Source organism: Cellulosilyticum ruminicola JCM 14822 (assembly GCF_001311925.1).
GTDB classification, from domain to species: Bacteria; Bacillota; Clostridia; order Lachnospirales; family Cellulosilyticaceae; genus Cellulosilyticum; species Cellulosilyticum ruminicola.
This window is the reverse complement of sequence record NZ_BBCG01000006.1, coordinates 21526-47701: the sequence shown is the minus strand read 5'-3', so window position 1 is coordinate 47701 and position 26176 is coordinate 21526. Positions and strand designations below refer to the sequence as shown.

Annotated in this window: 22 protein-coding genes and 1 riboswitch; all 22 genes read left to right on the top strand. The window is 32.0% G+C overall.

Going from position 1 to position 26176, the window contains the following annotated elements:
- Nucleotides 1-6: 6 nt before the first annotated feature.
- A complete protein-coding gene (locus JCM14822_RS03415) occupies nucleotides 7-411 on the top strand; it encodes a F0F1 ATP synthase subunit epsilon (RefSeq protein ID WP_054739677.1) in 405 nt (134 codons plus the stop codon).
- A gap of 167 nt (nucleotides 412-578) precedes the next feature.
- Nucleotides 579-1640, top strand: coding sequence for a YecA family protein (locus JCM14822_RS03410; RefSeq protein ID WP_054739675.1), 1062 nt, complete (start codon nucleotides 579-581; stop codon nucleotides 1638-1640).
- A 94-nt stretch (nucleotides 1641-1734) separates the two neighbouring features.
- A complete protein-coding gene (locus tag JCM14822_RS03405; protein WP_172674758.1) occupies nucleotides 1735-2346 on the top strand; it encodes a hypothetical protein in 612 nt (203 codons plus the stop codon).
- A 152-nt stretch (nucleotides 2347-2498) separates the two neighbouring features.
- A complete protein-coding gene (locus JCM14822_RS03400) occupies nucleotides 2499-3050 on the top strand; it encodes an A/G-specific adenine glycosylase (RefSeq protein WP_054739671.1) in 552 nt (183 codons plus the stop codon).
- On the top strand, nucleotides 2996-3526 hold the full coding sequence (locus JCM14822_RS03395) for an NUDIX domain-containing protein (RefSeq protein WP_054739670.1): 531 nt from the start codon (nucleotides 2996-2998) through the stop codon (nucleotides 3524-3526). The genes JCM14822_RS03400 and JCM14822_RS03395 overlap by 55 nt, the downstream gene beginning before the upstream one ends.
- A 200-nt stretch (nucleotides 3527-3726) precedes the next feature.
- On the top strand, nucleotides 3727-8574 hold the full coding sequence (locus tag JCM14822_RS03390) for a hypothetical protein (RefSeq protein WP_054739668.1): 4848 nt from the start codon (nucleotides 3727-3729) through the stop codon (nucleotides 8572-8574).
- A gap of 25 nt (nucleotides 8575-8599) precedes the next feature.
- Nucleotides 8600-12820: a fibronectin type III domain-containing protein gene (locus JCM14822_RS03385; protein ID WP_054739666.1), complete on the top strand. Its 4221-nt coding sequence runs from the start codon at nucleotides 8600-8602 to the stop codon at nucleotides 12818-12820.
- A 59-nt stretch (nucleotides 12821-12879) separates the two neighbouring features.
- Nucleotides 12880-13584 carry a YwmB family TATA-box binding protein gene (locus tag JCM14822_RS03380; protein ID WP_054739664.1) on the top strand — a complete coding sequence of 235 codons (705 nt, stop codon included), beginning with the start codon at nucleotides 12880-12882 and terminating at the stop codon, nucleotides 13582-13584.
- 73 nt (nucleotides 13585-13657) lie between these two features.
- Nucleotides 13658-14578: a SpoIID/LytB domain-containing protein gene (locus JCM14822_RS03375; RefSeq protein WP_054739662.1), complete on the top strand. Its 921-nt coding sequence runs from the start codon at nucleotides 13658-13660 to the stop codon at nucleotides 14576-14578.
- Nucleotides 14579-14644: 66 nt separating this feature from the next.
- Nucleotides 14645-15535 (top strand): M23 family metallopeptidase, encoded by an 891-nt coding sequence (locus JCM14822_RS03370; RefSeq protein ID WP_054739660.1) that lies wholly within the window; start codon nucleotides 14645-14647, stop codon nucleotides 15533-15535.
- Between the two features lie 150 nt (nucleotides 15536-15685).
- Nucleotides 15686-15940, top strand: coding sequence for a sporulation transcriptional regulator SpoIIID (gene spoIIID / locus JCM14822_RS03365; protein ID WP_054739658.1), 255 nt, complete (start codon nucleotides 15686-15688; stop codon nucleotides 15938-15940).
- A 207-nt stretch (nucleotides 15941-16147) separates the two neighbouring features.
- Nucleotides 16148-17146 (top strand): rod shape-determining protein, encoded by a 999-nt coding sequence (gene mreB / locus JCM14822_RS03360; RefSeq protein WP_054739656.1) that lies wholly within the window; start codon nucleotides 16148-16150, stop codon nucleotides 17144-17146.
- A gap of 28 nt (nucleotides 17147-17174) precedes the next feature.
- On the top strand, nucleotides 17175-17942 hold the full coding sequence (gene flgF, locus JCM14822_RS03355) for a flagellar basal-body rod protein FlgF (protein WP_054739654.1): 768 nt from the start codon (nucleotides 17175-17177) through the stop codon (nucleotides 17940-17942).
- 26 nt (nucleotides 17943-17968) lie between these two features.
- On the top strand, nucleotides 17969-18778 hold the full coding sequence (locus JCM14822_RS03350; protein WP_054739652.1) for a flagellar hook-basal body protein: 810 nt from the start codon (nucleotides 17969-17971) through the stop codon (nucleotides 18776-18778).
- Nucleotides 18779-18793: 15 nt separating this feature from the next.
- Complete coding sequence (locus JCM14822_RS03345; protein ID WP_054739650.1) at nucleotides 18794-19204, top strand: rod-binding protein; 411 nt, start codon at nucleotides 18794-18796, stop codon at nucleotides 19202-19204.
- Nucleotides 19205-19278: 74 nt separating this feature from the next.
- A riboswitch (SAM riboswitch) is annotated at nucleotides 19279-19379 on the top strand.
- A gap of 120 nt (nucleotides 19380-19499) precedes the next feature.
- On the top strand, nucleotides 19500-20687 hold the full coding sequence (gene metK / locus JCM14822_RS03340) for a methionine adenosyltransferase (protein ID WP_054739649.1): 1188 nt from the start codon (nucleotides 19500-19502) through the stop codon (nucleotides 20685-20687).
- 211 nt (nucleotides 20688-20898) lie between these two features.
- Entirely contained in the window at nucleotides 20899-22104 is a 1206-nt protein-coding gene (locus JCM14822_RS03335; RefSeq protein ID WP_054739647.1) for a hypothetical protein, read from the top strand.
- 149 nt (nucleotides 22105-22253) lie between these two features.
- Entirely contained in the window at nucleotides 22254-24515 is a 2262-nt protein-coding gene (recD2, locus tag JCM14822_RS03330) for an SF1B family DNA helicase RecD2 (protein ID WP_242861381.1), read from the top strand.
- A 41-nt stretch (nucleotides 24516-24556) separates the two neighbouring features.
- Entirely contained in the window at nucleotides 24557-25285 is a 729-nt protein-coding gene (locus JCM14822_RS03325) for a ComF family protein (protein WP_054739646.1), read from the top strand.
- A gap of 25 nt (nucleotides 25286-25310) precedes the next feature.
- Entirely contained in the window at nucleotides 25311-25493 is a 183-nt protein-coding gene (locus JCM14822_RS03320) for a hypothetical protein (RefSeq protein ID WP_054739644.1), read from the top strand.
- Between the two features lie 32 nt (nucleotides 25494-25525).
- On the top strand, nucleotides 25526-25720 hold the full coding sequence (locus JCM14822_RS03315; protein WP_054739642.1) for a hypothetical protein: 195 nt from the start codon (nucleotides 25526-25528) through the stop codon (nucleotides 25718-25720).
- Between the two features lie 177 nt (nucleotides 25721-25897).
- Nucleotides 25898-26173, top strand: a complete 276-nt coding sequence (gene flgM, locus JCM14822_RS03310) for a flagellar biosynthesis anti-sigma factor FlgM (protein WP_054739641.1) — start codon at nucleotides 25898-25900, stop codon at nucleotides 26171-26173.
- Nucleotides 26174-26176 lie beyond the last annotated feature (3 nt).

Genomic DNA, 26176 nt, shown 5'->3' with positions numbered 1-26176 from the left:
GAAGCTATGGCAAACAAAATGAGACTTCAAATTATCACACCTATGCGTTCAATTTTAGATGAAGAAGTTGAATCAGTGATCCTTAACACAACAGAAGGGGAAATGGGTGTATTATATGACCACGAACCAGTTGTAGCTCTTCTTGGATACAACAAACTTGTTTATACACAAGATGGTGTTAAAAAGGAAGCAACAACATTAGGTGGTTTTGCAGAAGTAACTATAGATAAAGTTGTTATTTTAACAGATGCATCAGAACTTGCTGATGAAATCGATGTTGAAAGAGCAAGAAAAGCTAAAGAGCGTGCAGAAAAACGTCTTCAAGGGCAAGATGTTAATGTAGATAGAGCTCGTGCAGAAATTGCACTTAAGAAAGCTATCGCACGTATTAACTTAAGCAACATGAAATAATGAAAAACTGTTACAAGGTGTACTGATGTACACTGAGTGACAGTTTTTTAATTTACAGTACAAATATTACGCGTTTTTAATTAGGTACTATTTACCATATATATATATTAATGTTATAGTAAATAGGTACTAGATTAAGGATATTAGTAATAGAATGGGGTAAAATGATGAAATTACAATTAAAGAAGAGAACAAAAGATGAGTTAAAAGAACTCGTAAAACTGTACGGTTTAAAAGGTGTATCAAAATTAAATAAAGATGCATTATGTGATGAATTAATGCCTGTAATTTTACAAGAAATTAAAAGTTGGGTTGTTTTATTTGATGAATCACAATTAGCAATTGTACAAAAGTTAGTAAACGAAGGGCAGATTAAAGATTGTACAAATCCCAAAAGTGTCTATGGGTTCTTAGAAAGTATTGGACATGTTGAGATTTCTAAAGATAATGTAGTAACAATTTCTGAAGAAATCAAAGAAGAATATAAAAGATACTTTGAACAAAAAGAAACTAATGCTCTTGAATCAAAGTATTTACAATATGCTAAATTCCGTAAGTATACATTAGCAGCACTTCACTTATATGGAATGATTGAAATTGATGTATTTAAAGATTTATATGAGAAATATGAAAGTGAAACACTTGATTTACAAGTATACTTTGATTGGTTTAATTTAGATGCAAAATTATCAAGACCATATGATTATGTAGACGGATATCTTGTAGCTGAATGTTTATACTTTTTTGAAATGCAAGGTTTCAATGAACTTATTCAAAATACACAAGGAAAATCATATTATATACCAGCTAAAGAAGAGTTTTTACGTTATAGTGATGAGAATTATTATGAACATACACTTCATATTGAACGACTTAAAACACATATTAAAACAACGTATAAATTAGATGATATAAAAGTAGAAGAAGCTATTTTTGATCTTTCATTAGGGCAACAAATTACAACTAAGTCAGGAGACCAAATATTACAACATACATTAGCACATTGGAATGTAATGGGTATCTCACCAAAGAGCATGGAAGAAGTAAATAAGTTAGTTGGATTAGTTATAAAAGTGATGAATACAACACGTATTTGGTTAAATAAAGGATTTACACCTGATGAAGTAAATGGGGTAAAAAGTGAACCAATTAATAAAATTAAAGTTGGTAGAAATGAAATTTGTCCATGCGGAAGCGGGAAAAAATACAAAAAATGTTGTGGAAGATAACAGGGTCGGGTTGCACGAAGGTGCGCCTGACTTTTTTTGTTTTTAGAATTTATTAAGAGTGGATTATAGAGAGATTAAGTATGAGATGGAAATATTGATTGTTAGAAAAAGTAGTAAAATATTAATTTATCATATTAATAGATATTTAAAAAATCGTGATGAAGTAGCCTCTTTATCAATAGATTTGAAACAACTTGTAAAAGAAGAAAAAGGAATTAAAATTTTAGAAAAAAGTATTTATGATATATATCAGGAATATCCAATTGAAGATAATTATGAAGATATAAAACCTGATAATTTAAAGTATATTGTATCTTTAAATAATGTAGCAGGATTTGGAATTGTAGGTGTAGGTTTTGGTATTCAATATGATAGAAAGGTAGAGGCAGGTAAGCAGAAAAAAGCATTATTATATTTGAGTACGGTAAGTGAAACTTATAAAGATGAAATAGAAAATGAAGCAAATATTTATAGTCTTTATAATGAGAAAACTGGAGAAGAAATAAATTGGATTCAAAGCTCATCTAGTGCAGGAATGGATGATAGAAATTTGGAGGAAGGTATTCAAAAAGAGTTTGATGTGACATATTATGAACTGACTAATACAGATAAGCTTAAGCATATACGACCAATTGTGAATTATACAAAGAGAGAAGTAAAAAGTAAGAGTGAATGGCATTTAGTAGTTAATACAAAACCGGAGTGATTTAAAATAGAGGCAAAAAATAAATTTTCCTAGGAAATATTGGCGAATATGGTTTCATTGTATAAATAATAGTTTTCTATCTAAAAATAATGTAAAATAAAGACAGTTATTTTATAGCAAGGTTTAAAAGCTTTGTTTTGATGGAGGATAAAGTGAACAGTAAATATGCAAAACTAATGTTAGAGTGGTTTGATGAGAATAAGAGAGATATGCCATGGAGAAGAACTTCTGATCCTTATGGAATCTGGGTTTCTGAAGTTATGTTACAACAAACACAAGTAGATACTGTAATCCCTTATTACATAAAGTTTATGGAACGTTTTCCTACGATTCATGATTTGGCAATAGCAAGTTTAGAGGAAGTGCATCATTATTGGCAAGGGCTTGGGTATTATAGAAGGGCAGAGAATTTACAAAAAGGTGCTAAAATGATAGACGAAAAGTGGAACGGCATATTCCCCAATGACCCTAAACTTGTAAAGGATATTTCAAGCATAGGGCCATATACATTAGGGGCTGTATGTAGCATTGCTTTTCATATTCCACTTCCTGCAGTAGATGGAAATGTTATGCGTATCTTAGCAAGACAGTTTCGTATCTCAGATGATATAGGAGTGGCTAAAAATAGGAAATTTTTGAGGAAAAGGTCATGGAGCTTATGCCAGATGATCCTAACCGTTTTAATCAGTCACTTATGGAATTAGGTGCATTAGTATGTACGCCAAAGAATCCTAAATGTGATATTTGTCCGGTACGTACAATTTGTGAAGCACATCGTTATGGTGAAGAAGAAAAGTATCCTATTAAAGAAAAGAAGATAAAAGCAGTTAAAGAGCAATATCAAGTAGTACTTCTCAAAAAAGGTCAAAGATATGGCCTAGAGAAACGTCCAGCAGAAGGATTACTAGCAAATCTGTGGGGAACACCGATGATTGAACACAAAGTGTGGAAGAAATGTGGATTAAATACCTATGAACAACGTGAACTTTCAGAGGTTATCCACATCTTTACACATAAAAAGTGGCAGATGACACCGGTAGTTATTAATTGGTCTCAAAAAGCTGAAATACTTTTAAAAGAGGCTAAGACAAATAGTGAGCCAATACAATATTATGCTTTAGAAGAAATGGAAAATATCCCGGTAGCTACTGCATTTAAAAAGATTTTACAAAAATTATAATTGATAAGAAAAACCCTTAAGAAATTTAAAGCTTAGGGGTTTATTGTTATATATTGCTTTAGCCGATTTTTAGAGTTTATATTACTCATGAATAAGTGGATTTTAGCCGATATCTTAAGAAGGAGATAATGTCTAAATATAAAAATATTCTTGAACAAAATTGTATTTAGTTACATGAAATACAAGAAGGAGGAAAGTGTATGAGGAGAGTGTTAGCGCACATGTTAGTGTGCGTCATGTTATTTACTGTTTTTCAAGATTTAACAATTTTGAAGGCAGCAACTACTAATCCATTAGGTTTTGAATTAATAAGAGAAATGTTAAAAGAAGACTCTACTGGATTAACTAGAGGAGATAGGGAAAAGAATACAGAAGAGACGGCACTTGTTAAGTTTGAAGCTGGAACGGCTGCTATTTATGAGTTGAATTATTATATAGAGGCCTTGCAGGATAGTTCTCAGGATACAGTAACTAGAAAGGTTAACTTAAAATTTGAAAATACAAATACAAAAGATGTTAAATTAAGTGTAACATTATCAGATACATCTACGATAAGTTACGTACCACGTAAATTTAATAACTCTAATTTTACATGGGGAAGCGGAGAGGCTGAGACAGTAACAAGTGAGATTGTTAAAGACTTTAAATTAGGAAATGATCAAAGTCGTGAAAATCAAGAATTTAATATAGAGATTACAAGTATTAGAATGCAACTTAGTAATGGTAGTCAAGAAAATCTTAAGCTTAGAGTGAAAATTGATGGTCAAAACATATTTGTTTATACAACTGGTATTGTCAAAGGGAATATTACACCTTTTACATTAACTTCAGGAAGCATACGCGTTGCAGGTGAAATGTTTAATGGACCTAAGAATTATGCAATCACACCTACTCACTTATATTCAGAATCTGGAGAACTAAAGAACCTAGATTATATTGAAGATATTTCACAAATTAAGCCAGGTGTTGTACCAGGAGTAAAAGTACAATTTGAGCAAGTGAAGAAGATTGATAATGAGAAATTTACGTATGTAGATGATATCACTGGAAATGAAGATGAAATTACATTGCAGATTGGGACAAGATATACATTAGATACTATAACAAATTCCATTCGTTTAGACTTTATCCCAAGGGATAATGCAAAAGTCAGATTGAACTTAGAGGATGTAGAAGAATATAATAGTGGTGTTGTTAAGGTAAAGAATAATATTGTTTCTTTATATTTATCACAAACAAAATTAGAAGGTGTGACTACACGTAAAGTTATTACATGGGATGTGTTAGAGACAAGTACAATCATAGATGGTTCTTTCCAATATGGACGACAAGCTGAAAAGTATTGGCCAGCAAATAAAGGGTATACTTACTTGGGTTATACATTACATAGAACAAATGCAAACCAGGTACAAGTTAATATTCAACCTTATAATATTAAAACAAGTACTACTTATGCTATTTATGTACTTAATAATAAGGATTCAGAACGTGGTAAACCAGCTGTTATTTATGAGTATAATCCAAATGAAACAGAGACAAATAATATTACAGCTATTGTTCCAGCAGGAATTGAAAGTTATTTCCAAGTTGTAGCCATGGTTAATGCAGATAATCCAGATACATTTGAATCACAGATGGTATTCTATAAACCAAGTAGATTCCCAATAACACCAGAGACAACTCAAATTTCATCAATTGATAATGTATATGTAGTACCTAGTGAAAATACAGAAGTATTAGGTGCTAAACCACAAGCTATTGGTTTTGATATGACATGGAACGCACCAGAAGGTGTAGCACGAATATTACAAGGTGGAAATTTATATTATGAATTATTACTTCGTAAGGATCCAAAAGATTATGATCCATTAACAAATACAGGTAATAGTACACAGGATATATATGCGACATATTCTAAAGTATTTGAAGTATCATTAGAAGATGAAAAAGTAGTTGTAAAACCAGTAGCTGGTACGGCGGGTAAAGATAAAAATGCAATGCCAGATGTACGTTATAATGAAATTAATAATACTTTTAGTATGGAAAATATATCAATTTTAAATTTTGGACAAAACAAATGGGAAAAACTTGATATACCTGCTAATCATTTAAGTGTAAAATCAGGTGAGTATTTAGGAAGTATTACAGGAAAAGAATCTGAAATTATAGAAAACCGTCCAGTGCCAGGAACCTATTATCTCTCACTTAGAACAGTATTAGTTTCAGATGATGATACATTACCAGTTGTATATAGTGAAGAGTCTAATATGGTATCTATTGCATTAGATATTACAAATGATATTATTTCAGTACCTAGTAGTATTACAGCTGAAGATATAAGTAATGAAGATAAAACAGTTATTTCAGAAAAAGTTATCATCAATAACGTTGATATTCAAAACTATGTAAATAAAATGTTAGAACCTGCAAATTTATCTCTTTATAAAAATGCTGACAAAACATCAGGACGCTATAGCGGGGAATATGAGGTTTACCTCTATCAAAAATCAGATAAATTGACAAGTACAGTTTCTGATGTAGAAAAAGGAAGAATAACACCTATTAAAGTAGATAGGGAGCATAATAAAATAGTATTAAATGATTCTAATGCATATATTGAAAAGCTTAGAAATGGTGGAGTAGTAGCGATTAATGTGGCTTCTGATTCACTTAGAGGTGAAGGTGAAGAGAACTTTGAACTAATAGGGCTTGATCCTAACGAAGTATATTACATGCAAGTGCGTGTGAAATTAAATCCTTGGAGAAATGATATAAGTGAAGCAGGGACAACGATACCAAATCGTTATTCTCTATTCTCTAAAGAAGTAACATTTACAACAACAACAATGCCAATTCCTCCAACAGATGCAGATAAGGTGCCTCCTACACCAGAAAAAATTTGGGTAGAAGAACAGCCTAACAATACAACAGCAACAATAGGTTGGGCACCGGCAAAATTTGAAGAAGATAAAGATGTTACAAAGACTTACTATGAGTTTATTAGAACAGAATTACAATTAACTCAACAAGAACAAAGTAAAACAGTAGAAGAATTAATAGATGCTGATGATAAGCGCATTGGTTTTAAATCAGATTTACCAGGTGAGACAAATCCATTTATTAGCACTTACACAAGTAAAAATAAAGTATGGACCAATCTAACACCAGCACAAGAATCAAGTAGATTTTTATTAACAGATAATACTTTAAATCCGAATACAGTTTATTACTACTATGCTAGAACGGTATGTATTATTAATGGTAAAGAAATTAAATCAGGTTGGATTATGATACCTGTAACTACAGCACCAGTATTACCACCAATTAATTTAAAAGTAGAGCTTGTAAAAAAATATGATTATGATCCAACTAAAGAAACAGTTATTAGTTTTGATGCGCCGGTACCATCTGATTCACTAGTACCATCAAGCTATAGTTTTGATATTGCAGTTGAGGGTGAAATGGATGAGGAATATTCAATCACTAAATATAGTTCTACAAAATTAACACCAAAAGAAGCTAGTCCAATAACACCGGATGGTTATACACACTTTGTATATAAAATTACAGGTTTAAAACAGAACAAACGATACTATATCAAAGTAAGAGTAGTAGACAAAACAAAGCCTATTTTAGACGGTGGAAGTTATCCAACTTCATTATATTCAGAGAAGGTAATGACACGAACAGAATTCGATGAAAAAGAAGATAACAAAGATAATAAGTATGAAGAGTATCTTAAAAAATATGATACAGAAATAGAGAAACTCAGAAGAAGACCTTATTGGGAAGTAGAAAAAGATTCAGTTTATAAATATCGTGAAACTTATGTTAAGACAGATGTAGGGCTTCAAAATGAATATGATTTAGTAGTTGGTGAAAAGGCGAAAGATGTATATTATTATATGCCAGCAAGCTTATTTACTTATGAAAATGATTCAAAAACAGTATTAAAAATCACGTTAGATGATTATACAGCTCATATTAGACCACATACATTAACAGAGGATAATGAGCAAATTAAAAAAGCTGTTGAGTTAATGGACGAGAATAGTATTGAAGATTATTATGTAGGAATTAGTTTTAAAATTAATAATACAACAGATAGAATTAATGGTGAGTTACCGATTACACCAAAAATGTCAGTAGATATGGAGTTAGTTTATACTAAAGAAGCAGACCGAGATGTGGAAGAAAATATTATGATAGCACTTAACGATATTGCTGACAAAGAAAGAAAAAGTGTTATAACTAAACTTGAAAAGAAAATTTATAATGGTACCATTGCTGATGATGCATTAAATGAAATTATCAATGATGCATTAGATGACATTAAAGATGAACACATGAAAAAGGTTGAAAGAATCATGGAACGTACAACTAAGCGAGAAGTAAGAGTAGATACCATTGATAAATCAATTCTTTTAATGGCTAAAGTAGATAGTTATGCAGCAAATGCATATTATTTAATTCAAAATTGGTACCAAGTAGATAGTTATGCTATAGGAAATGGGTTTGGTATTGAAGCGAATAAGTTAGGAACATATATTTTAACAGGACAAGTTTCTTTAATTACAACGGCACCAAGTTTAGCACCATATCAAAGCTTTATTGCGAAATATAATTTAACAGACTTCTTTACAATTAATAGTAATTCGGTTAAATCAGCAGCAACAAAAGAACAGGTTTATAATGCAGTGGCTAGAATCATTGGTGCACCAAGAGGTACAGATTATGTTGTCTACCTTAAAAACAATGGTGTCAAAGGTGTAAATGGTGTGGGCAAAGGAAATGCTATTAGACAAGATGAAGCTATTTTTATCATTATGCAAGGTTATGAAAAGGCACATAAACGTCCAGTAAATAGTATTGTTGTTAAAAATAGACAGAGCGTTCAAAATATTGGTGCTTTTCAAACAAAATATAGATCATATGTTTATGCAGCCGTTGAACTTAAGATTGTAAAAAATCCTAATTCAAAAGTAGTGCCAAGTAAACAACTTAGCATAGAAGAAGTAATTGCAATGCTGTATAAATCACAATTATAACCCAAGATTGAGAGGAGGAAGAATAATGAAAATTAAAAAGCGTATTGCTGGAATGCTAGCATTTGCTATGTTAATGAGCAGTACAAGTGTACTGGGAAATCCTCAAGAAAGATTACCAAGTGATGGGATTGAACCGATTAAGATTGAACATTATGCATATGCAGAGAAGGATGACATTAATCCTAAAGTTCAAATTACCTTCTCAGCTGCAAAAAATATCATGCCAGACAATTCTGTACCAGCTAATATAAATAATAAAAAGGAAGCTGAATATTACAGCTTCCTTTTAGAAGACATAAATGGTGAATCATTTGAGTCAGATCGTTTTCGTGCCACTGCAGGGAAAGAAAAGTATGTAGAACTTATTGAAGAACATTTAACTGGAACTCAAGAAATTAAAAATGGTAACTTATATAAGGTAAAGGTCAAGCCAGGACATTTACACCAAGATGCACAAGGAAGGGAATCTGAAGCGGAACTTTCTAGCATTATTAATTCAGAGCCAAGTAAGTATTTCTTAACAGACTTTAATACAATCATGAGAGAAAAAGATGATCAAATTGAGGTTGTATGGGAGTATATACCAGGGGCTACCTATAAACTTGTGTATATTGATAAAGATGTAAATACTAAAGATGGTGTTGATGGAAGAGATGGTAGTGAGCAAGCTGGAGTAGGAACACAAACCGTAGTTATCAAAGATGAAGAGACAAAAGTCGTAACAGAAGGCGGCGTTAAGAAAGTAAAATATATTATTCCAAATACAATTCCAGGAGAAAAATATTCAGCTTATGTATTAGCTACAGGTATTAGTAATAAATTTTTACGAGATGGTTGGGAAAAAGTTGGTAAGAATATAGATACACCAAAGATAGCACAAGTCTCTAGAAGTGTAAATTTAAAAATCTTCAATATTGGTAAAAAAAGAGTAGAACTTCAATGGCAGCTTGGTGCTTGGGCAGATAACAATACTTTAGAAACAACAAAAATCTATCGTAAGTTAGAGGGCGAAAGTTCTTATAGATTAGTAGGGACACTTAATAATAATATGCTTAACCCAAGAGATCCGAGAAGATTCGAACATGATGAACCTAATAAAAACTGTACATATTATGTAGAATTTGTCTTTAAAGGTGGAGAAGTAATATGCACGAAAGAGCGTTCATATTTACCATATGAATTAAGAGAACAGCCACTTAAACCACAGGTGCCAGCACCATATTCAGATAAGTTAAGAGATCAAGAAGGATTTGAGAAAAGTGATTATCTGGTAACAGGGGATGAGGTTAGTGCGGATAAGATGAAAGCAAACACATTTTATATGAAATATAAGAATCCTTTTGTAATACAACTTGTTTGGGATGCACCTAAAAAGGCAGATAGAACAATTGAACATGAAATGAAATATGATATTTGGGTAGCAGAAGAAGAGGCAATGTTGTCAGATACTACAATAACCCCAATTGTTAAAGACCTATCGATTAGTAAGTATTCAGATGATGAGCTAATCTTTAAACAAGATAAAAAGACCATTATTGGTTTTAAAACAGAATTAAAAGACTATATTACAAATGATGGGCAAGTAAAGCCTATTATCTCTAATAAAACTTACTATATTAAAATAGTAGCAAAACGTGATTATAGTGGAACAGAGAGTGTTTCTCAGCCAACAATTGTGGCAATTACAGTAGATAAAAATGGTGACATCTTCACCCCACCAATTTTAGCTAAACCACCACTTAGAACGCAAGAAAATGGGGTTGATACAGAGAGTATCACTATTGAATGGTTAGAAAAATGGTATGAAATTATAGCAAATTATCCAGAAAACTATACAGATGAAGAAGAATATTTCTTTGCTAGATTATGGAATAGTAGAGTTTTCACAGGCGGTACACCAGCAATTAAATTTAAAGGTGAAAATAATCTTAAGGAACATATCTTAAAGACAAAAAATGATGTAGAAGCAGTTAAAAATATTGTAGGTAATGACTATAGTAAAAACTATAGAGATAGGGAAGTAACATTAGGTAATGATATTCAATATGAAATAAAAACATTATCTTATGATGAAATTATTAAAAAAATTAAAGACCAAAATACAGCTGTGACTACAGCAAGTGCTATTAGTTTAGAAAAATGGATTGTACAAAATGAAAGTACCACAGTTGATGGTTGGACTACGATTAAACCAGGAAACGTAAATCATAGCGATCAATTACCTTGGAAAGATTTTAAAGTAACAGGGCTTAAACCTAATACACGTTACGTTATTTTAATAAGAGCTTATCGGGTGTTAGATTCAGGTCAAAAGCTTACACAAACCTATCCAAGCTATATCATTGGTACAACTAATACAGAGTTTGAATCACCACAAGCTAAACCAACTGTGCCGGTTTTAAATGCAAATGGTGTAACAGATGATAGTGTGTCTGTTTGGTGGACATATAATAAAGACTTTGATTACGAACTTGTTTATAGTAGAGTAGAAGATACAAATACAGCAAAAGTATGGCCATTTGAGATTTCAGATAAACCAGGAGATAAAGAATACGTAGCAAATGGTGAAAAGGCCGTTATTACAATTACAGGATTAATGCCAGATACAACTTATCATGTATGGATTCGTGCTAAGCAAAAAGAAGGCAATGAAGTTTCAAGCTGGAGTAACCCAGTATCACAAAAAACACTTACAATTGAAAATCCAGATCCACCAAGAGGTCTTGGAAAAGCAGATTATCAAAGTATTTTAGCATTGGGACAAGAATTCTTACCAGTGACTAATGAGTGGATTACTGTAGACTGGTTACGAGATGTAGAAGATTTAGAAGGCGTTGAAGCTGAAAATCACAATCTAAATAAAGTTTATTCATATGTTGTGGAATTCGCTGATAATGTCGAATTTCTAGATAGTATTACAGTTAATACTACTGAGCCTGGTGAAAAAGGTAAATATGAAATAATAGACAAAACGATGATTAAATTCACTGAATTACAAGCTAATAGGCCATATTATGTAAGAGCTAAAACAATTTTAACATTTACGGATCCAGAAACAGGTAGAGTAATTGTAAGAGAATCTATGTTTACAAAATATGTAAGATTGATGACTAAAACATCTGAAGGCGAATTTGATGGTGGGGAGAATGATAATGTTGTTGTTTATCCAGAACCAATTGTTCAGTCATATAAAAATGATATTTGGACATGGGAGATTGTAGATACAAATAAAATTATTACACAAATCCAAGCTAAAAAAGATTACTACTATACAGTAGATATAGAACTTTATAAAAATAAAACAGATGCCAAAGTCAGAACAATTAAGATGGCAAAATCAGTTTTAGATACATTAATTAATCAAGGCATGGCACTTAAGATTGAAACAAAAGTTGGAGAATATGAAATTCCAGCTAAAACTCTTGAATATTATAGTAAGAAACATAGTGCAAAAGACAAAGTTCAATTTGATTTAACAACGGCTAATAATGCTGATATGTATACTTATCAAAGAAGTTATCCAGATATGATGGTAAAAGGTGAACGCTTAGAAATCAGATTTAGAGGTGATAAATTTACTTCAACAGTCAATAAATTAGATGGATATGCAATGGTTAAATTAAAATTAGATACAGTAGAATCTTATAGGTATGAAGATTTATATACATATACTTATTATTATGATTCTGCAAGATGGGTAAAAACAAATCATACAATTGAGACACTTAATAATACATATTTAAAATATCAAACATCTCAATTAGGACTTTTTGGTCTTTATCAAAAGAATATTGCAAGCTCAGGAAATGTAAGCTATACAATGGGTAAATTAATCAATGCTTATAATATTAATGGTTTAGGTACATTATATTTTAGTAAAGACTATGTATATCGTGATCAATATGTAGCGCTTCTAATGGGCATAGCACAAAATAAATCAAAAATCGATTTAACAGTCAAACCAAGTACTGAAACATTTAATAAGGCTAAATCAACAGGCATTTATAGTGGCAATAGTAATACCACAATTACAGAAGAACAGGCAGTAGCTGGACTTATAAAACTATATGAATTAAAGACAGGTTATAAGATAAAACCATCTAATGCAAGCTTCTCAAATGTCAGTGCAAATTATCGTGAAGCTGTAAAAAAAGCTTATGCAGCAGGTTTAATCACAGATATTAATCCAAAAGCAAAAGTAACGTATTCGAAATTATGTGATATGCTTACACAAGTAATTGAATAGAAAATAAAAAAGCGTCTATACTCTAAACATAAATAAGTGTTAAGAGATGGGGGCTTTTTATGGGAAAGATAAGAATGAGTAAATATTTTATGCTAGTGATTGGAGCAGTATTATCTATAACATATATAAGTGCAAGTAGTAACATAGTAAATAATGAAGTAACACAACTTTACAAGTTGATTAGTTTAAGTCATATTACATATGAGAAAGTTATAGTGGGAATTAAAGGCGTTACAGAAAGTGAAAAAGCACCAGTTGAAATCATAAAGATGCAAAAAACAGCAGTAGAAGAAGCACTACAAAAATTAGGTGATAATGGGAATACAAAATATTGTTTAACTATTAAAAATGAAATGAGAGATAAGAATACTACAGTTTATAATATAGAAATTCAAGGGATAAAAGAGTTAAATCAAATAGATGATATGAAAGATAAGGTAAATAAGCTTTTTAAAGATTGGCATATACAGACAAAAGAAACAATTAGTTTTATTGGTTCTATAAAAGGAGATTTAAATAAACAGCAGAAAGAAATGTATAAAAATCAGTTGTTTAAATCATTACAAGGTAAGTACACAACATCTTATCAAGATGATTATAATATAGGAACAATAGCATATTATGGATATACTCCTTTTGTAGAAGAATATACTAAAACTAGTAACGGTACAAAAGTTAATGTACAAATTACTTTTATATATAATGAAGTTCAAGATACTACCCAGGTTATAATAGCTTTTCCGTTCTATAATGCTCCTTATTAGAGCTTTTACACATATATATTTTTATGTGCTCATATAATGTAGTAATGAGTACAAGTTAGATGGGGGGAGTAGGATGAAGCAGCTAATAAAAGAATGCGCTGTGGTAGGTATAAGTTTGTTTTTGATTCCAATCATTATTATATATAGCAGTGGATATAATAGACAAAATATATTGACGGAAATTAGAGCGGAGCAGGTAGGACAAGTGGAGCAAGAAGCAACACTTTTAGATGAATCGTTAATTATGCCTATTTTAGCCAAAGAAATATCTTATAAATATGAGTATGAAGCAATTAAGGCACAGGCAGTTATCATAAGAACATATATGGCTAGAAGAGCATTAGGTATGCAAGTAAAAGCTGAACTGAGTGGTTATACGGAAGAAGAGATGAAACAGCTTTGGCAAAATGAATATGAGAGTATTTATGAGATGTATAAAGAGGCTATAGAAGAAACTAGTGATGAAATGATGTTTTATAATAGACAACCTATACAGCCTTTGTATCATAAATCTAATGGTGGACTTACAAGGAATGCAAAAGATGTATATGATATAGAAGTGCCGTATCTTGTAAGTGTAGAAAGTCAAGACGAAACAAACAATACGCAGATGAAACTAAGTAAAAATAGTATTGTGGAAGCCCTTTCTAAAAAATATCCGGAATTAGTAGCTGATGAGAAAAATCTAGAAAATCAAATTCAAATTATTGAAAAGGATGAAGCTGGATATATTAAAAGTATTCAAGTTGGGAACGTTATTTTAAGTGGAGAAGCCTTTAAAACGCTATTAGGTTTAGAGTCTAGTAATTTCAGAATCTATTTATCAGGAGACCATTTTATATTTGATGTTATAGGCAGTGGCAGGGGGCTTGGACTAAGTCAAAATGGTGCAAATGAAATGGCCAAGCAAGGGAAAAATTATAAAGATATATTAGCATATTATTATTCAGGAATAGAAATAAAAACATATAATGAAGTGAGTAAAAATAATTAAAAAAATTTATTCATTTGAATAATAATGGAAAACTCTGGCGATAATTAAGATGTCGGAGGTGTAAATATGAAAATGAATAAAATTACACAGTTTTTAAAAAGAAATGTATTTTACATTTCAATGGGAGTTGTGATTGTTGGTGCACTCGTAGCTGTATTACTTTTACCAAGTGACGGAAATGTGCAACCTGATGCAAATATCCCAAATAAACAAGTCGCAGGAAAAGTATCAGATAACTATGAAGGTGAAAAAGTCATTGTAGATGATAGTATTCCAACTGAAGAAATGACATCCCAAGATGAGACAAATAGATTAGATGAAGACTCTCTTCAATCAGAAGATATTCAATCTGAAACACAAGAAGGACAGAAAGTAGAAACAGATGAAGTATCAGAAGTGGCACCTACTTCAGAAGCAAGTGCAGCTCCAGAAGCAGAGAATACAAATGAACAAATATTGGTTAGTGATGAATCAGTATCTTTATTTGTAAATCCAGTAGAAGAAAATACTCCAGTAGTAATTGATTTCACTGGAGACAAAATTGATAGAAATGCAAAAGGTAATAAAACAGGGTTTGATCACTACTATGGCGTTTATTATAATGCTGGTAATGGAAGTAATATTTATGCAATTGCGGATGGAACCATTGAGGCAATCAAAGAAGACAGTAATGATTTGAGAGAAATGTATCGCAACTTTGACAGTTTAGTACCTATTGTAGGTCAATGCTTAGTTTTAGATCTTGAAAATGGTGATAAAGTAATTTATGGTCTTTCAGATGGTAAAATGAATAGCGGCCTTCAAGAGGGGCAAAAGATTACAGCTGGTACAGTAATTGGTGAAGCAGGAGATTTTATGCATGGACTTGAAGCAGAAAAAGCAAATGTCTTTTTACAAGTAATTCATGATAATAAGTCTCTTGACCCAATTAAATATTTAGAAACGGTTGAGAAATAAGGAGAACAGGCTAACACTTAAAGAGTGGTAGCCTGTTTTTTATGAGTATAATTTTATATGATTTTTATAGGCAATAAACCTTAATTTGTAATAAGTGGGAAGTGCTGTGCATACATATAAATCAAGAGTTGTGTTAAGGGGGACCTTTTCTTGAAAGCGTATATAGAAGAGAGAGCAGTAGAGGCTGCCAAATTTATCATTACTTATAACGCTACTGTAAGAGAAACTGCTAAGAAGTTCGGTATTAGCAAAAGTACAGTGCATAAAGATGTAACTGAGCGACTTGAAAAGATAAATCCAAAGCTTGCTAATGAAGCTAGAAAAGTTTTAGAACTTAACAAAGCAGAAAGGCACTTAAGAGGGGGACTTGCAACTAAAGAAAAGTATTCAACTATTATGAAATAGCTTAAGGATGGGGCTAGTAGGTTTGTGGTACAGAAAACCTACTAGCCTCATTAATTATTTTATAGGTAAAAATACTAAGAAATACATATAAGTTTTATGCAAATTAGAATGAATAATGCTATAATATTTGAGGAATTACATATAGAAGAAGTTAATCAAAGAAAATATAAAATATATAAGAAATTATTATTAAAAAGGAGAAAATTTATGTTTGGAATGGGCGCTGATATAGGAATAGATTTAGGTACAGCATATGTACTTGTTTATGTAAAAGGAAAAGGAATTGTACTACGCGAGCCATCAGTAGTAGCAATTAAAGAGAAAACAGGAGAAGTGATTGCTGTAGGTGAAGAAGCAAGAGCAATGATTGGTAGAACACCAGCAAATATTAGAACAATTAGACCATTAAGACAAGGTGTTATTTCAGATTATGATGCAACAGAAGCTATGCTCAGATACTTCATTCAAAAAGCAATTGGTCATAGACTTGTAAAACCAAGAATTGGAGTATGTATTCCAAGTGGGGTAACAGAAGTAGAGAAGAAGGCAGTGGAAGATGCCACAAGACAAGCAGGAGCTAGATTTGTAGATACGATTGAAGAGCCTATTGCAGCGGCTATTGGGGCTGGAATTGATATTTCTAGACCATGTGGTAGTATGATTGTTGATATCGGTGGAGGAACAGCTGATATTGCTGTTATCTCATTAGGTGGTGCTGTAGTTAAAAGATCACTTAAAATAGCAGGGGATGAATTTGATGATACAATTATCAAATATATGAAAAAGAAATATAGCATTCTTATAGGGGAAAGAACAGCAGAAGAAATAAAAATTAATGTGGGAAGTGTATATAAAAGAGAGGTTCCTGCCGAAATAGAAATAAGAGGTAGAGATTTAGTATCTGGACTTCCTAAACATGTAACAGTTAATTCAGAAGAAATTAGAGAAGCATTAGAAGAAAGCGTTCAAGGAATTATTGATGGTATTCGTAGTGTGTTAGAAGAAACACCACCAGAACTTTCTTCTGATATTTCAGATAGAGGAATTGTACTTACAGGTGGCGGCAGTCTGATATATGGACTTGATAAACTTATTACAGAAGTAACAGGTATTCATACAGTAATTGCTGAAGATGCTATGAGTTGCGTTGCTATAGGAACAGGTATGTGGGTTGAATATAGATACGCAAAAGGTAGTAAGGAATAAACTATTAAAAATAGAGGGTGGATGAAATATGGTTAAGGGTTTGTATACGGCAGCAACAGGAATGAATGTACAATCCAAAAAAATGGATGTCATTTCTAATGACTTAGCCAATGTAAATACAACAGGATACAAAAAAGATACAACGGTTATTAGTTCTTTTAAGGAAATATATATGAAGAGAATTAATGATATGCAACATAATCAGCCTAATAATGAACAGATTGGTACAATGTCATTAGGTGCGAAGGTTGCAGAGGTATATACACAATTTACACAAGGTTCAGTAAGAAATACTGGTGAAGTTTCAGATATAGCGATTCAAGGAGATGGATTCTTCGTAGTGAATACGCCAAATGGAGCAGCTTATACACGTGATGGGAATTTTAGTATTAATCAAAATGGTGACTTAGTAACGGCAGAAGGTTATAGTGTTATGGGGCAAGAAGGCCCTATTAGCTTTGGTGAAGACTTCATGAGCCAAGGTGGAAATGTTATTATTAGAGAAAACGGAGAGGTTTATTTAAACTCTGAATATATCGATACGTTGGACTTAGCGAATTTTGAAGATACAAGAGCATTAACTAAAATGAATGATAACTTATATAGTAGTAGTGTACCAAGAACACAATTCACAGGTGAATTATTACAAGGATTTTTAGAGACTTCAAATGTTAATTCAGTAACATCCATGGTAGATATGATTACAGTTTCAAGAGCATATGAAGCTAATCAAAAAGTATTGCAGACACATGATTCATTATTAGGTAAAGCAGTTAACGAGTTAGCTAAACAATAGAGGATAAAATAGGAGGTAAATAAACAATGGTAAGAGGATTATGGACAGCTGCATCAGGTATGACAGCACAACAATTAAATGTAGATACAATTGCCAATAACTTAGCAAACGTTAATACAGTAGGTTATAAGAGAGAAACAACAAACTTTAAAAGTTTATTATATGCTAATTTAGCAAGTACAGCAGATGATACTGCACCATCTACATCACAAGTAGGACATGGGGTACGAGCACTTGCAAATTCACGTAACTATTCAACAGGTACACTTACACAAACAGATAATCCAACAGACTTAGCAATTCAAGGTGAAGGCTTCTTTGTAATTGATAAAGGAAATGATAACATTGCATATACTAAAGATGGTAGCTTTAGAATGTCTTTATTAGCAGATGAAGGTGCATATGCACTTGTAACATCTGATGGGAATGCAGTTATGAGTACAGAGGATGAATCTATTATTATTGGGTCAGATATACCTATTGATAAAGTAACAATTAATCCAGATGGAACATTATATTATATGGATCTAGAGAGCAATACAAGAATGGATATTGCCCAAATTAAGATGGTACAGTTTGCTAATAGACAAGGGCTTGAGGCAATTGGAAATAACTATTATGTAGAAACGGCTAACTCAGGAGAACCTTTAGTAGAAGGCGAAAATGATGAACTTAAAAGAAGTACAATTCGTACAGGATATCTTGAAGGTTCTAATGTACAGGTAGCTGATGAAATGGTTAAGCTTATTGTGGCACAACGTGCTTATGAACTTAATTCAAAGGCTATTCAAACAGTAGATTCAATGCTTCAACAAGCTAATGAACTTAAACGTTAGTTAGGGGGAGAATAAGTGGATATTACAAGTATTCAAAGTGTATCTAGCTTACAAAAAGATTTGATGACACAAAATAATAAAGTTGTAAGTAGTGACTTTAGTAATATGTTAGAAAAGGCTATGGAAAAGCAAGATACAGATGAACTCAAGAAAGGCTGTAAAGAGATTGAGACATATATGCTTTCTTATGTTTTTAAAAAAATGAAAGAATGTATGTTAACAGATGAAGGAATCACTGAAAAAGGTGATTATGAGAAAATGTTTGAAGATAATATGATAGATGTTTTGTGTGAAAATATGGTTGAAGCAGGTGGTGTTGGACTTGCAGATAGCATGTATAAACAAATGCTTAGTACATATCAAGTGCAAAATAATTTAACTAACACACAAAATAGTCAGTTAGATGAAATTGACAAAAAAATATAAAGTAAAAAGTTATTGACAACTAATAAATGTGTGGTCTATAATAATATAGACTTGAAATTTAATAAAATTAATAATTCTTATCCAGAGAGGTGGAGGGACAGGGCCCTGTGAAACCCGGCAACCTAGTTTATACTAAGGTGCCAATTCCCACGTATATACATACGTAAGATGAGGATCAATGAACGGATAGCAAACCTCATTCTTAGAATGAGGTTTTTTATTTTTAGAAAATAGCCTTTCTAGGCTGTTTGCTTGACTTCAGGAATCCTACAAAAGAAAAAGGAGGCTATGAAAAATGGCAAGAAGATTATTTACATCAGAATCAGTAACAGAAGGGCATCCAGATAAAATTGCAGACCAAGTGTCAGATGCAGTTTTAGATGCGATTTTTGCACAAGACCCAAATGCACGTGTTGCTTGTGAAACAGCACTTACAACAGGGTTAGTATTAGTAATGGGTGAGATTACTACTAATTGTTATGTAGACATTAACAAAGTAGTAAGAAATACAATTAATGAAATTGGTTACAACGCACCAGAATATGGTTTCGATGGACACTCTTGTGGTGTAATTGTTGCCTTAGATGAACAATCAGCAGATATTGCTATGGGTGTAGATAAAGCACTTGAAGCTAAAAAAGGTGAAATGACAGATTCAGCAATCGAAGCAATCGGAGCAGGAGATCAAGGTATGATGTTTGGTTTCGCATGTGACGAAACCCCAGAACTTATGCCAATGCCAATTTCACTTGCACATAGATTATCAAAAAGATTATCAGAAGTGCGTAAAAATGGTACACTTTCATACTTAAGACCAGATGGTAAAACACAAGTAACAGTAGAATATGATGGTGATACACCAGTTAGAATTGATGCAATCGTTGTTTCTACACAACATGCAGATTCAGTATCTCAAGAACAAATTCATGAAGATATTATGGAATATGTTATTAAACCAATTGTACCAGCAGAACTTTTAGATGCTGAAACAAAATTCTTCATTAATCCAACAGGACGATTCGTAATCGGTGGACCAGTTGGAGATGCTGGACTTACAGGACGTAAAATTATCGTAGATACTTATGGTGGATACGCAAGTCACGGTGGTGGAGCTTTCTCTGGAAAAGATCCAACAAAAGTAGACCGTTCAGCAGCTTATGCAGCAAGATATGTAGCTAAAAACATTGTAGCAGCAGGACTTGCTAAACAATGTGAAATTGAACTTGCTTATGCAATTGGTGTGGCTAAACCAGTATCAGTACTTGTTAATACAAAAGGTACAGGTATTGTAAGTGATGAAAAACTTGTTGAACTTGTAAATAAACACTTTGATCTTAGACCAGCAGGTATTATCAAAATGTTAGACCTTAGAAGACCTATCTACAAACAAACAGCAGCATATGGTCACTTCGGTCGTACAGATGTAGATTTACCATGGGAAAGAACAGATAAAGCTGAAGCATTAAAAGCTGAGATTCGATAGCAATAATTGAGATTTATATAGTAATATTGAGAGTTAGTATAGGGTAATAGAGTATATGGAATGGCTATGATAGAAAAATCATAGCATTTTTGTATGGGTATAAAATAAAAAATTGAAGTTATAATAAATTTGAAATATGGTTTTATATTGAAAAAAATTTAAAATTAATATAATATTTAGAGTGTAAATATTAATAAAAGGAGAATAGCATATGAAAAAGAAATTATTAGCTTTAGTTATGGTAGTTTTAACAGCTATTATGATGATTGGTTGTAACAAAACAGGCTTAAGTTTACTTGATGAATTGAATAAATTCTATGCTTGGGATGCTAGCGAATATAAAGGGGATTTTGTATTTACAGTAGAAGCAGATGGTACAAAAGTTAATGTTTATGCAGAAATGAATGGTTACTCAAATCAAAAAGATGGAATGGATGAAGCTACTTTAACACTTAAAAAAGTGGAAGCAGAAGGGGAAGTATTAGATTTAGCTAACGATATTAAAATTGCACCTATTAGAGTTATTGTAAATGATAACAAAGTATATATGAGTAAATCATACTTTGAAGATATCTTTAATTTAGCAGGGCAAGAAACAACTAAGGAATTTAAAAATATTAAATCTGAGTACATAGGACTTGAATATCCTAGAATGAATATGTCAAAAGAAACAGTTGTTTCATATATGAACATGTTCAAAGAAATTAAAACTGATGTAGCGATTGCTCAAAGTGATAGAAAATATACAATCGAATTAGCAGATGAAAAACTTATTGATGCAGGAAAAGAATTTGTATCAGTATTCTGCACAAGTGATGTATTTAAAGCAAGTATGCTTGCAACAGGACAAATTACAGAAGAACAACTTGCTGAATTTGAAAAAGAATTAAAAGTTGGTATGGATGAAGCAGTAAAAACAATTAGTCCAATGCTTAAAGGCAGCAATGCAAAAGCAGAATATCAATTTGCAGATGACAGTTTAAAAATAAATGATGAACTTAATCTTGTATTAACTGTAGATGAAAAAAAAGTAACTGTTACATGTAAAGTTACAGCAGAATACAAAAAAGCAGCAGCTAAAGAAGTAAAGGTTCCAGAAAATACAAAAGTATATACAATGGATGAATTTACTAAAATGATGGTACCAAAAGTAGCTTACCTTGATGAAACAGAAGTAATCGTTAAAGGGAATACCGTTTATGTGCCACTTAAAGATACAATGAATCAATTAGACCTTCAAGTAAAATATGATAGTAAAACAAAAACAACAAGCGTTGTAATTGATGGGAAAACAGTAAAAGTAACAACAAAAGTTATTAAAGGTGTATCATACGTTACACCAGCAACACTTCAAAAATTAGGTTTCACATATGAAGATGATACAGAATATGGCCTAATTACAATCACACAAAATTAATAATAAGATGACACGAGTAAGTCTAAAATAATAAAGAACCGGTTATAATTTTTTTATAACCGGTTCTTTATTATTTAGGATTCCATTTTTGCACCACTTATATATATATGTTATACTGACAAAAATGGAAGGTAAAGTGGTGAATAAAGTTGAGTGAACAAATTGTCTTAGAAGCAACAGTAGAAGATATTATTTTTCAAAACCAAGAAAATGGCTATACCGTTTGTACAATTGAATATGAAGGTGAAGAAATCTCGTGTGTAGGTGAAATGGCAGGAATTCTTGCAGGTGAGGAAGTTAAGATTGTAGGAAGCTGGAGCAATCATCCAATCTATGGGAAACAGATTAAAGTAGATCTTATTGAGCGCAGCATGCCTAAAACTGTACAAGGGATGGAAAAATATCTAGCTTCTGGTGTGATTAAAGGCATAGGCGCCAAAATTGCTAAAAAAATCGTAAAACATTTTGGGTTAGATACTTTTCGCATTATTGAAGAAGAACCTTTAGTACTTGCACAGATTAATGGGATTAGTGAGAAAAAAGCGGCAGAGATTGGTGAAGTATTTCACGCTCAATATGAACTTCGTAAAGCAATGCTATTTTTACAAGAGTACAATATTACAGCCACTTTTGCGGTTAAAATTTATAAACAATATAAAGATCAAACAATGGAGGTTGTTAAAAATACACCTTACCGTTTGGTGGATGATATATTAGGGATTGGATTTAAAAAAGCAGATGAAATTGCCCATCAAGTAGGCATAGCTAATGATGATCCGCATCGTATTAAAAGTGGAGTCTTATATATTTTGTCCAGCTTTGCTAATAATGGACATACTTACGTCCCAAGGGCGACTTTAATGGAGGATGCTATTAAACTTCTATTATCAGAAGAGTATAATGCTTATCTAGTAACAGGAAAATTTGAACATCCTTTAATTGAAAATGCCCTTATTGAGTTAACTTTTGCAAAACAGGTTATCATTAAAACTTATAATGAAGTACCTTGTGTATTTTTATCTTATCTTTATTATAGTGAACAGGCAGTAGCTAGAAAACTGATTGATTTAGCAAGTCTGTATCAAAAAGATACACATTTAGATGTAGAGAAAGAATTAGTACAGACGGAGAAGGATTTGGGAATCGAGCTTGTAGAAGAACAAAAAGAAGCTGTACGCAGTGTCCTTTCTTATGGTGTTACAGTGGTGACAGGAGGACCTGGTACGGGTAAGACAACAACGATTAATGCTATTTTACACATGTTAGAAAAAGCCAGTGAAGATGTCCTTTTAGCAGCACCAACAGGACGTGCAGCTAAACGTATGAGTGAAGCTACAGGTATGGAAGCGCAGACTATTCATAGACTCTTAGAGATTAACTACATGCGTGATGATAGTGCAAAACAAATGTTTAATAAAAATGAAGATAATCCTTTAGAAGCTGATGTAATCATTGTTGATGAGATGTCAATGGTAGATATTACACTAATGAATGCTTTGATGAAGGCCGTTGTAGAAGGACAACGTTTGATTTTAATTGGAGATGCAGACCAATTACCATCTGTAGGGGCTGGTAATGTACTTAAAGACATTATCAAAAGCGGGCGTATTCATACAGTAAGATTAGTTCAAATCTTTAGACAAGCTTCAAAAAGTGCGATTGTTATGAATGCTCACCGTATTAATAAAGGAGAATATCCAGTTTGTAATGAAAAAGGATCTGATTTCTTCTTTATGAAACGTGGTGTACAAGATGAAGTGAAGTCAACAATTATTGAACTTATAAAAACGAGACTTCCTAAATATCAAGGGTTTGATAGTTTGAAAGATATTCAAATTCTAGCACCGATGCGTAAGGGAGTAGTTGGGGTTAATGAGCTTAATAAAGCAATTCAAAATGCAATCAATCCTTTTCATGAATTAAAGGATGAGAAAGAATATCGTGGTGTAGTTTTTAGAGAAGGCGATAAGGTTATGCAGATTAAAAATAACTACAATACACCATGGAAAATTCTTGGAAAGACGGGTATGCCTATTGAAGAAGGTACAGGAGTATTCAATGGAGATTGTGGAATTATTACAAGCATAAAAGAAGAAATAGAAGTATTAGTTGTAACCTTCGATGATCAGAAGGTTGTGGAATATGAATTTAGTCAGTTGGACGAGCTTGAACTTGCATATGCTGTTACAATTCATAAATCACAAGGTAGTGAATATCCAGTGGTCATCATACCTGTACACAGTGGACCACCAATGCTTTTAAACAGAAATCTTCTTTATACAGCAGTTACACGTGCTAAGAAATTAGTAGTAACTGTAGGTCTTGAAACAACATTACAAAAGATGGTTGATAACAATAAGGAAATTGAGAGATACTCAAGTTTAGCATTACATTTGGCACAAATGTTGTAATACTGCATGTAAAGAAAATAATAGATAGGAAGTGATATGCTATGCAAAAGAGTCTACAGTGGTTCCATAAGCTAAAGCAAATTATTTATCCTAGAAAATGTACTCTTTGTAATACAATATTAGATCAGTTAGAAGTGGATTGCTTATGTGGAAAATGCTCACATTATCTGTTGAAAGAGCATACATGTCCTAAATGTGGTAGGCCGTATCATTTAGGAAAGGAAAGATGTTTGGTTTGTGAGCAATTAGAGTTAAAGCATATTGAACGTATTATTGCATTATTTCCATATAAAGAGGTCTGCAGGGAATCTGTATTAAGATGGAAATATAAAGGAATAAGACAATACGCTAGAAGTTATGCTAGCCTTTTTATTAATGAAATAGGGTTATTAGATAAAATACAAGTTGATGGGTTAATTCCAGTACCATTAGCACCTAATCGCTTAAGAAAAAGAGGTTTTAATCAAGCATTAGATTTAGCAAATGAGATGAGTATTCTTACAGGAATTCCTGTATATGATTGTTTAGAACGTACTAAAAAAACAAAACCACAATCTCAATGTAGTAGAGAAGAAAGATTAAAAAATATAATTGGAAGTATAAAAATTAAGAAAAATAAAATTTTTTACCCAGAGTTAAAGCAAGTAGCGATTATTGACGATATATATACAACAGGTGCGACAATTAAAGAATGTGTAAGAGTAATAAGGGAGAGTTTACGCCTTAAAAATGACAATGTCTATGTTATTGTTGTTTGTATAGGAAAATAGTCATAAACTATCAGGAGGGGATTAGATGGAAGTAAAAGTATGTGCGCGTTGTAAAAAAATGTATCAATATATTACAGGACCTAATGTATGTCCTAAATGTAAGCAAATCGAAGAAGAGCAGTTTCAAAAAGTAAAAGAGTACTTAAGAGAAAATCCTGGTGCTAATATGAATAAAGTAAGTGATGAGACGAAGTATCAGTTAAATTAATTCAAAGCTTTTTAAAACAAGGACGTTTAGAAGTGGTACCAGGTTCACCAATGATGTTAACATGTGAAAGATGTGGTGCGTCGATATTAACAGGTAAGTACTGTAATAAGTGTAAGGCGGAGTTAGTAGGAGAATTATCTGTAGTAGCACATGATATGACGTCTGTGCAGAAAAAATTAGAGCATACTGAAAAAATGCGATTCCTTAAATCAGATCGTATTCATTAATATAGGTTATAAAATAATAAGCAGGGGAGTAGATATTAATAAATTAATGTCAGCTTCCCTGTTTTTGTTATATATAGATTTACTTGGGATAGGAGAGCTTAAAATTACATTAAAGAAGCATTGAAAAAAGACGATATAATATACAGAAGTACAATAAGTAGTAAAGGAGCGGATAATATGAGGATAGATGCAATTAATAAAATGTATGAAACATATAAAACAAATGGTATCGCAAGCTCTAGCAAAGTGAATAAGACATCAAGTAAAGATGAAGTTGCTTTATCTAATACAGCAAAAGATTTTAGAGCAGCATATAAAGCTTTAGCCAATGTACCAGATGTAAGACAAGATAAGGTGGATGAAATCAAAGAGCAAATGAATAATAATTCTTATAATGTAAAAGCGTCAGCGGTTGCAGAAAAAATCCTATCTAAATATAATGTCAGAGGTTAAAGT

Coding starts and splice junctions, on each gene's coding strand:
- JCM14822_RS03415 (WP_054739677.1), top strand. CDS start 7: ATGGCAAACAAAATGAGACTTCAAATTATCACACCTATGCGTTCAATT.
- JCM14822_RS03410 (WP_054739675.1), top strand. CDS start 579: ATGAAATTACAATTAAAGAAGAGAACAAAAGATGAGTTAAAAGAACTC.
- JCM14822_RS03395 (WP_054739670.1), top strand. CDS start 2,996: ATGGAGCTTATGCCAGATGATCCTAACCGTTTTAATCAGTCACTTATG.
- JCM14822_RS03390 (WP_054739668.1), top strand. CDS start 3,727: ATGAGGAGAGTGTTAGCGCACATGTTAGTGTGCGTCATGTTATTTACT.
- JCM14822_RS03385 (WP_054739666.1), top strand. CDS start 8,600: ATGAAAATTAAAAAGCGTATTGCTGGAATGCTAGCATTTGCTATGTTA.
- JCM14822_RS03380 (WP_054739664.1), top strand. CDS start 12,880: ATGGGAAAGATAAGAATGAGTAAATATTTTATGCTAGTGATTGGAGCA.
- JCM14822_RS03375 (WP_054739662.1), top strand. CDS start 13,658: ATGAAGCAGCTAATAAAAGAATGCGCTGTGGTAGGTATAAGTTTGTTT.
- JCM14822_RS03370 (WP_054739660.1), top strand. CDS start 14,645: ATGAAAATGAATAAAATTACACAGTTTTTAAAAAGAAATGTATTTTAC.
- mreB (WP_054739656.1), top strand. CDS start 16,148: ATGTTTGGAATGGGCGCTGATATAGGAATAGATTTAGGTACAGCATAT.
- flgF (WP_054739654.1), top strand. CDS start 17,175: ATGGTTAAGGGTTTGTATACGGCAGCAACAGGAATGAATGTACAATCC.
- JCM14822_RS03350 (WP_054739652.1), top strand. CDS start 17,969: ATGGTAAGAGGATTATGGACAGCTGCATCAGGTATGACAGCACAACAA.
- metK (WP_054739649.1), top strand. CDS start 19,500: ATGGCAAGAAGATTATTTACATCAGAATCAGTAACAGAAGGGCATCCA.
- JCM14822_RS03335 (WP_054739647.1), top strand. CDS start 20,899: ATGAAAAAGAAATTATTAGCTTTAGTTATGGTAGTTTTAACAGCTATT.
- JCM14822_RS03325 (WP_054739646.1), top strand. CDS start 24,557: ATGCAAAAGAGTCTACAGTGGTTCCATAAGCTAAAGCAAATTATTTAT.
- JCM14822_RS03320 (WP_054739644.1), top strand. CDS start 25,311: ATGGAAGTAAAAGTATGTGCGCGTTGTAAAAAAATGTATCAATATATT.
- flgM (WP_054739641.1), top strand. CDS start 25,898: ATGAGGATAGATGCAATTAATAAAATGTATGAAACATATAAAACAAAT.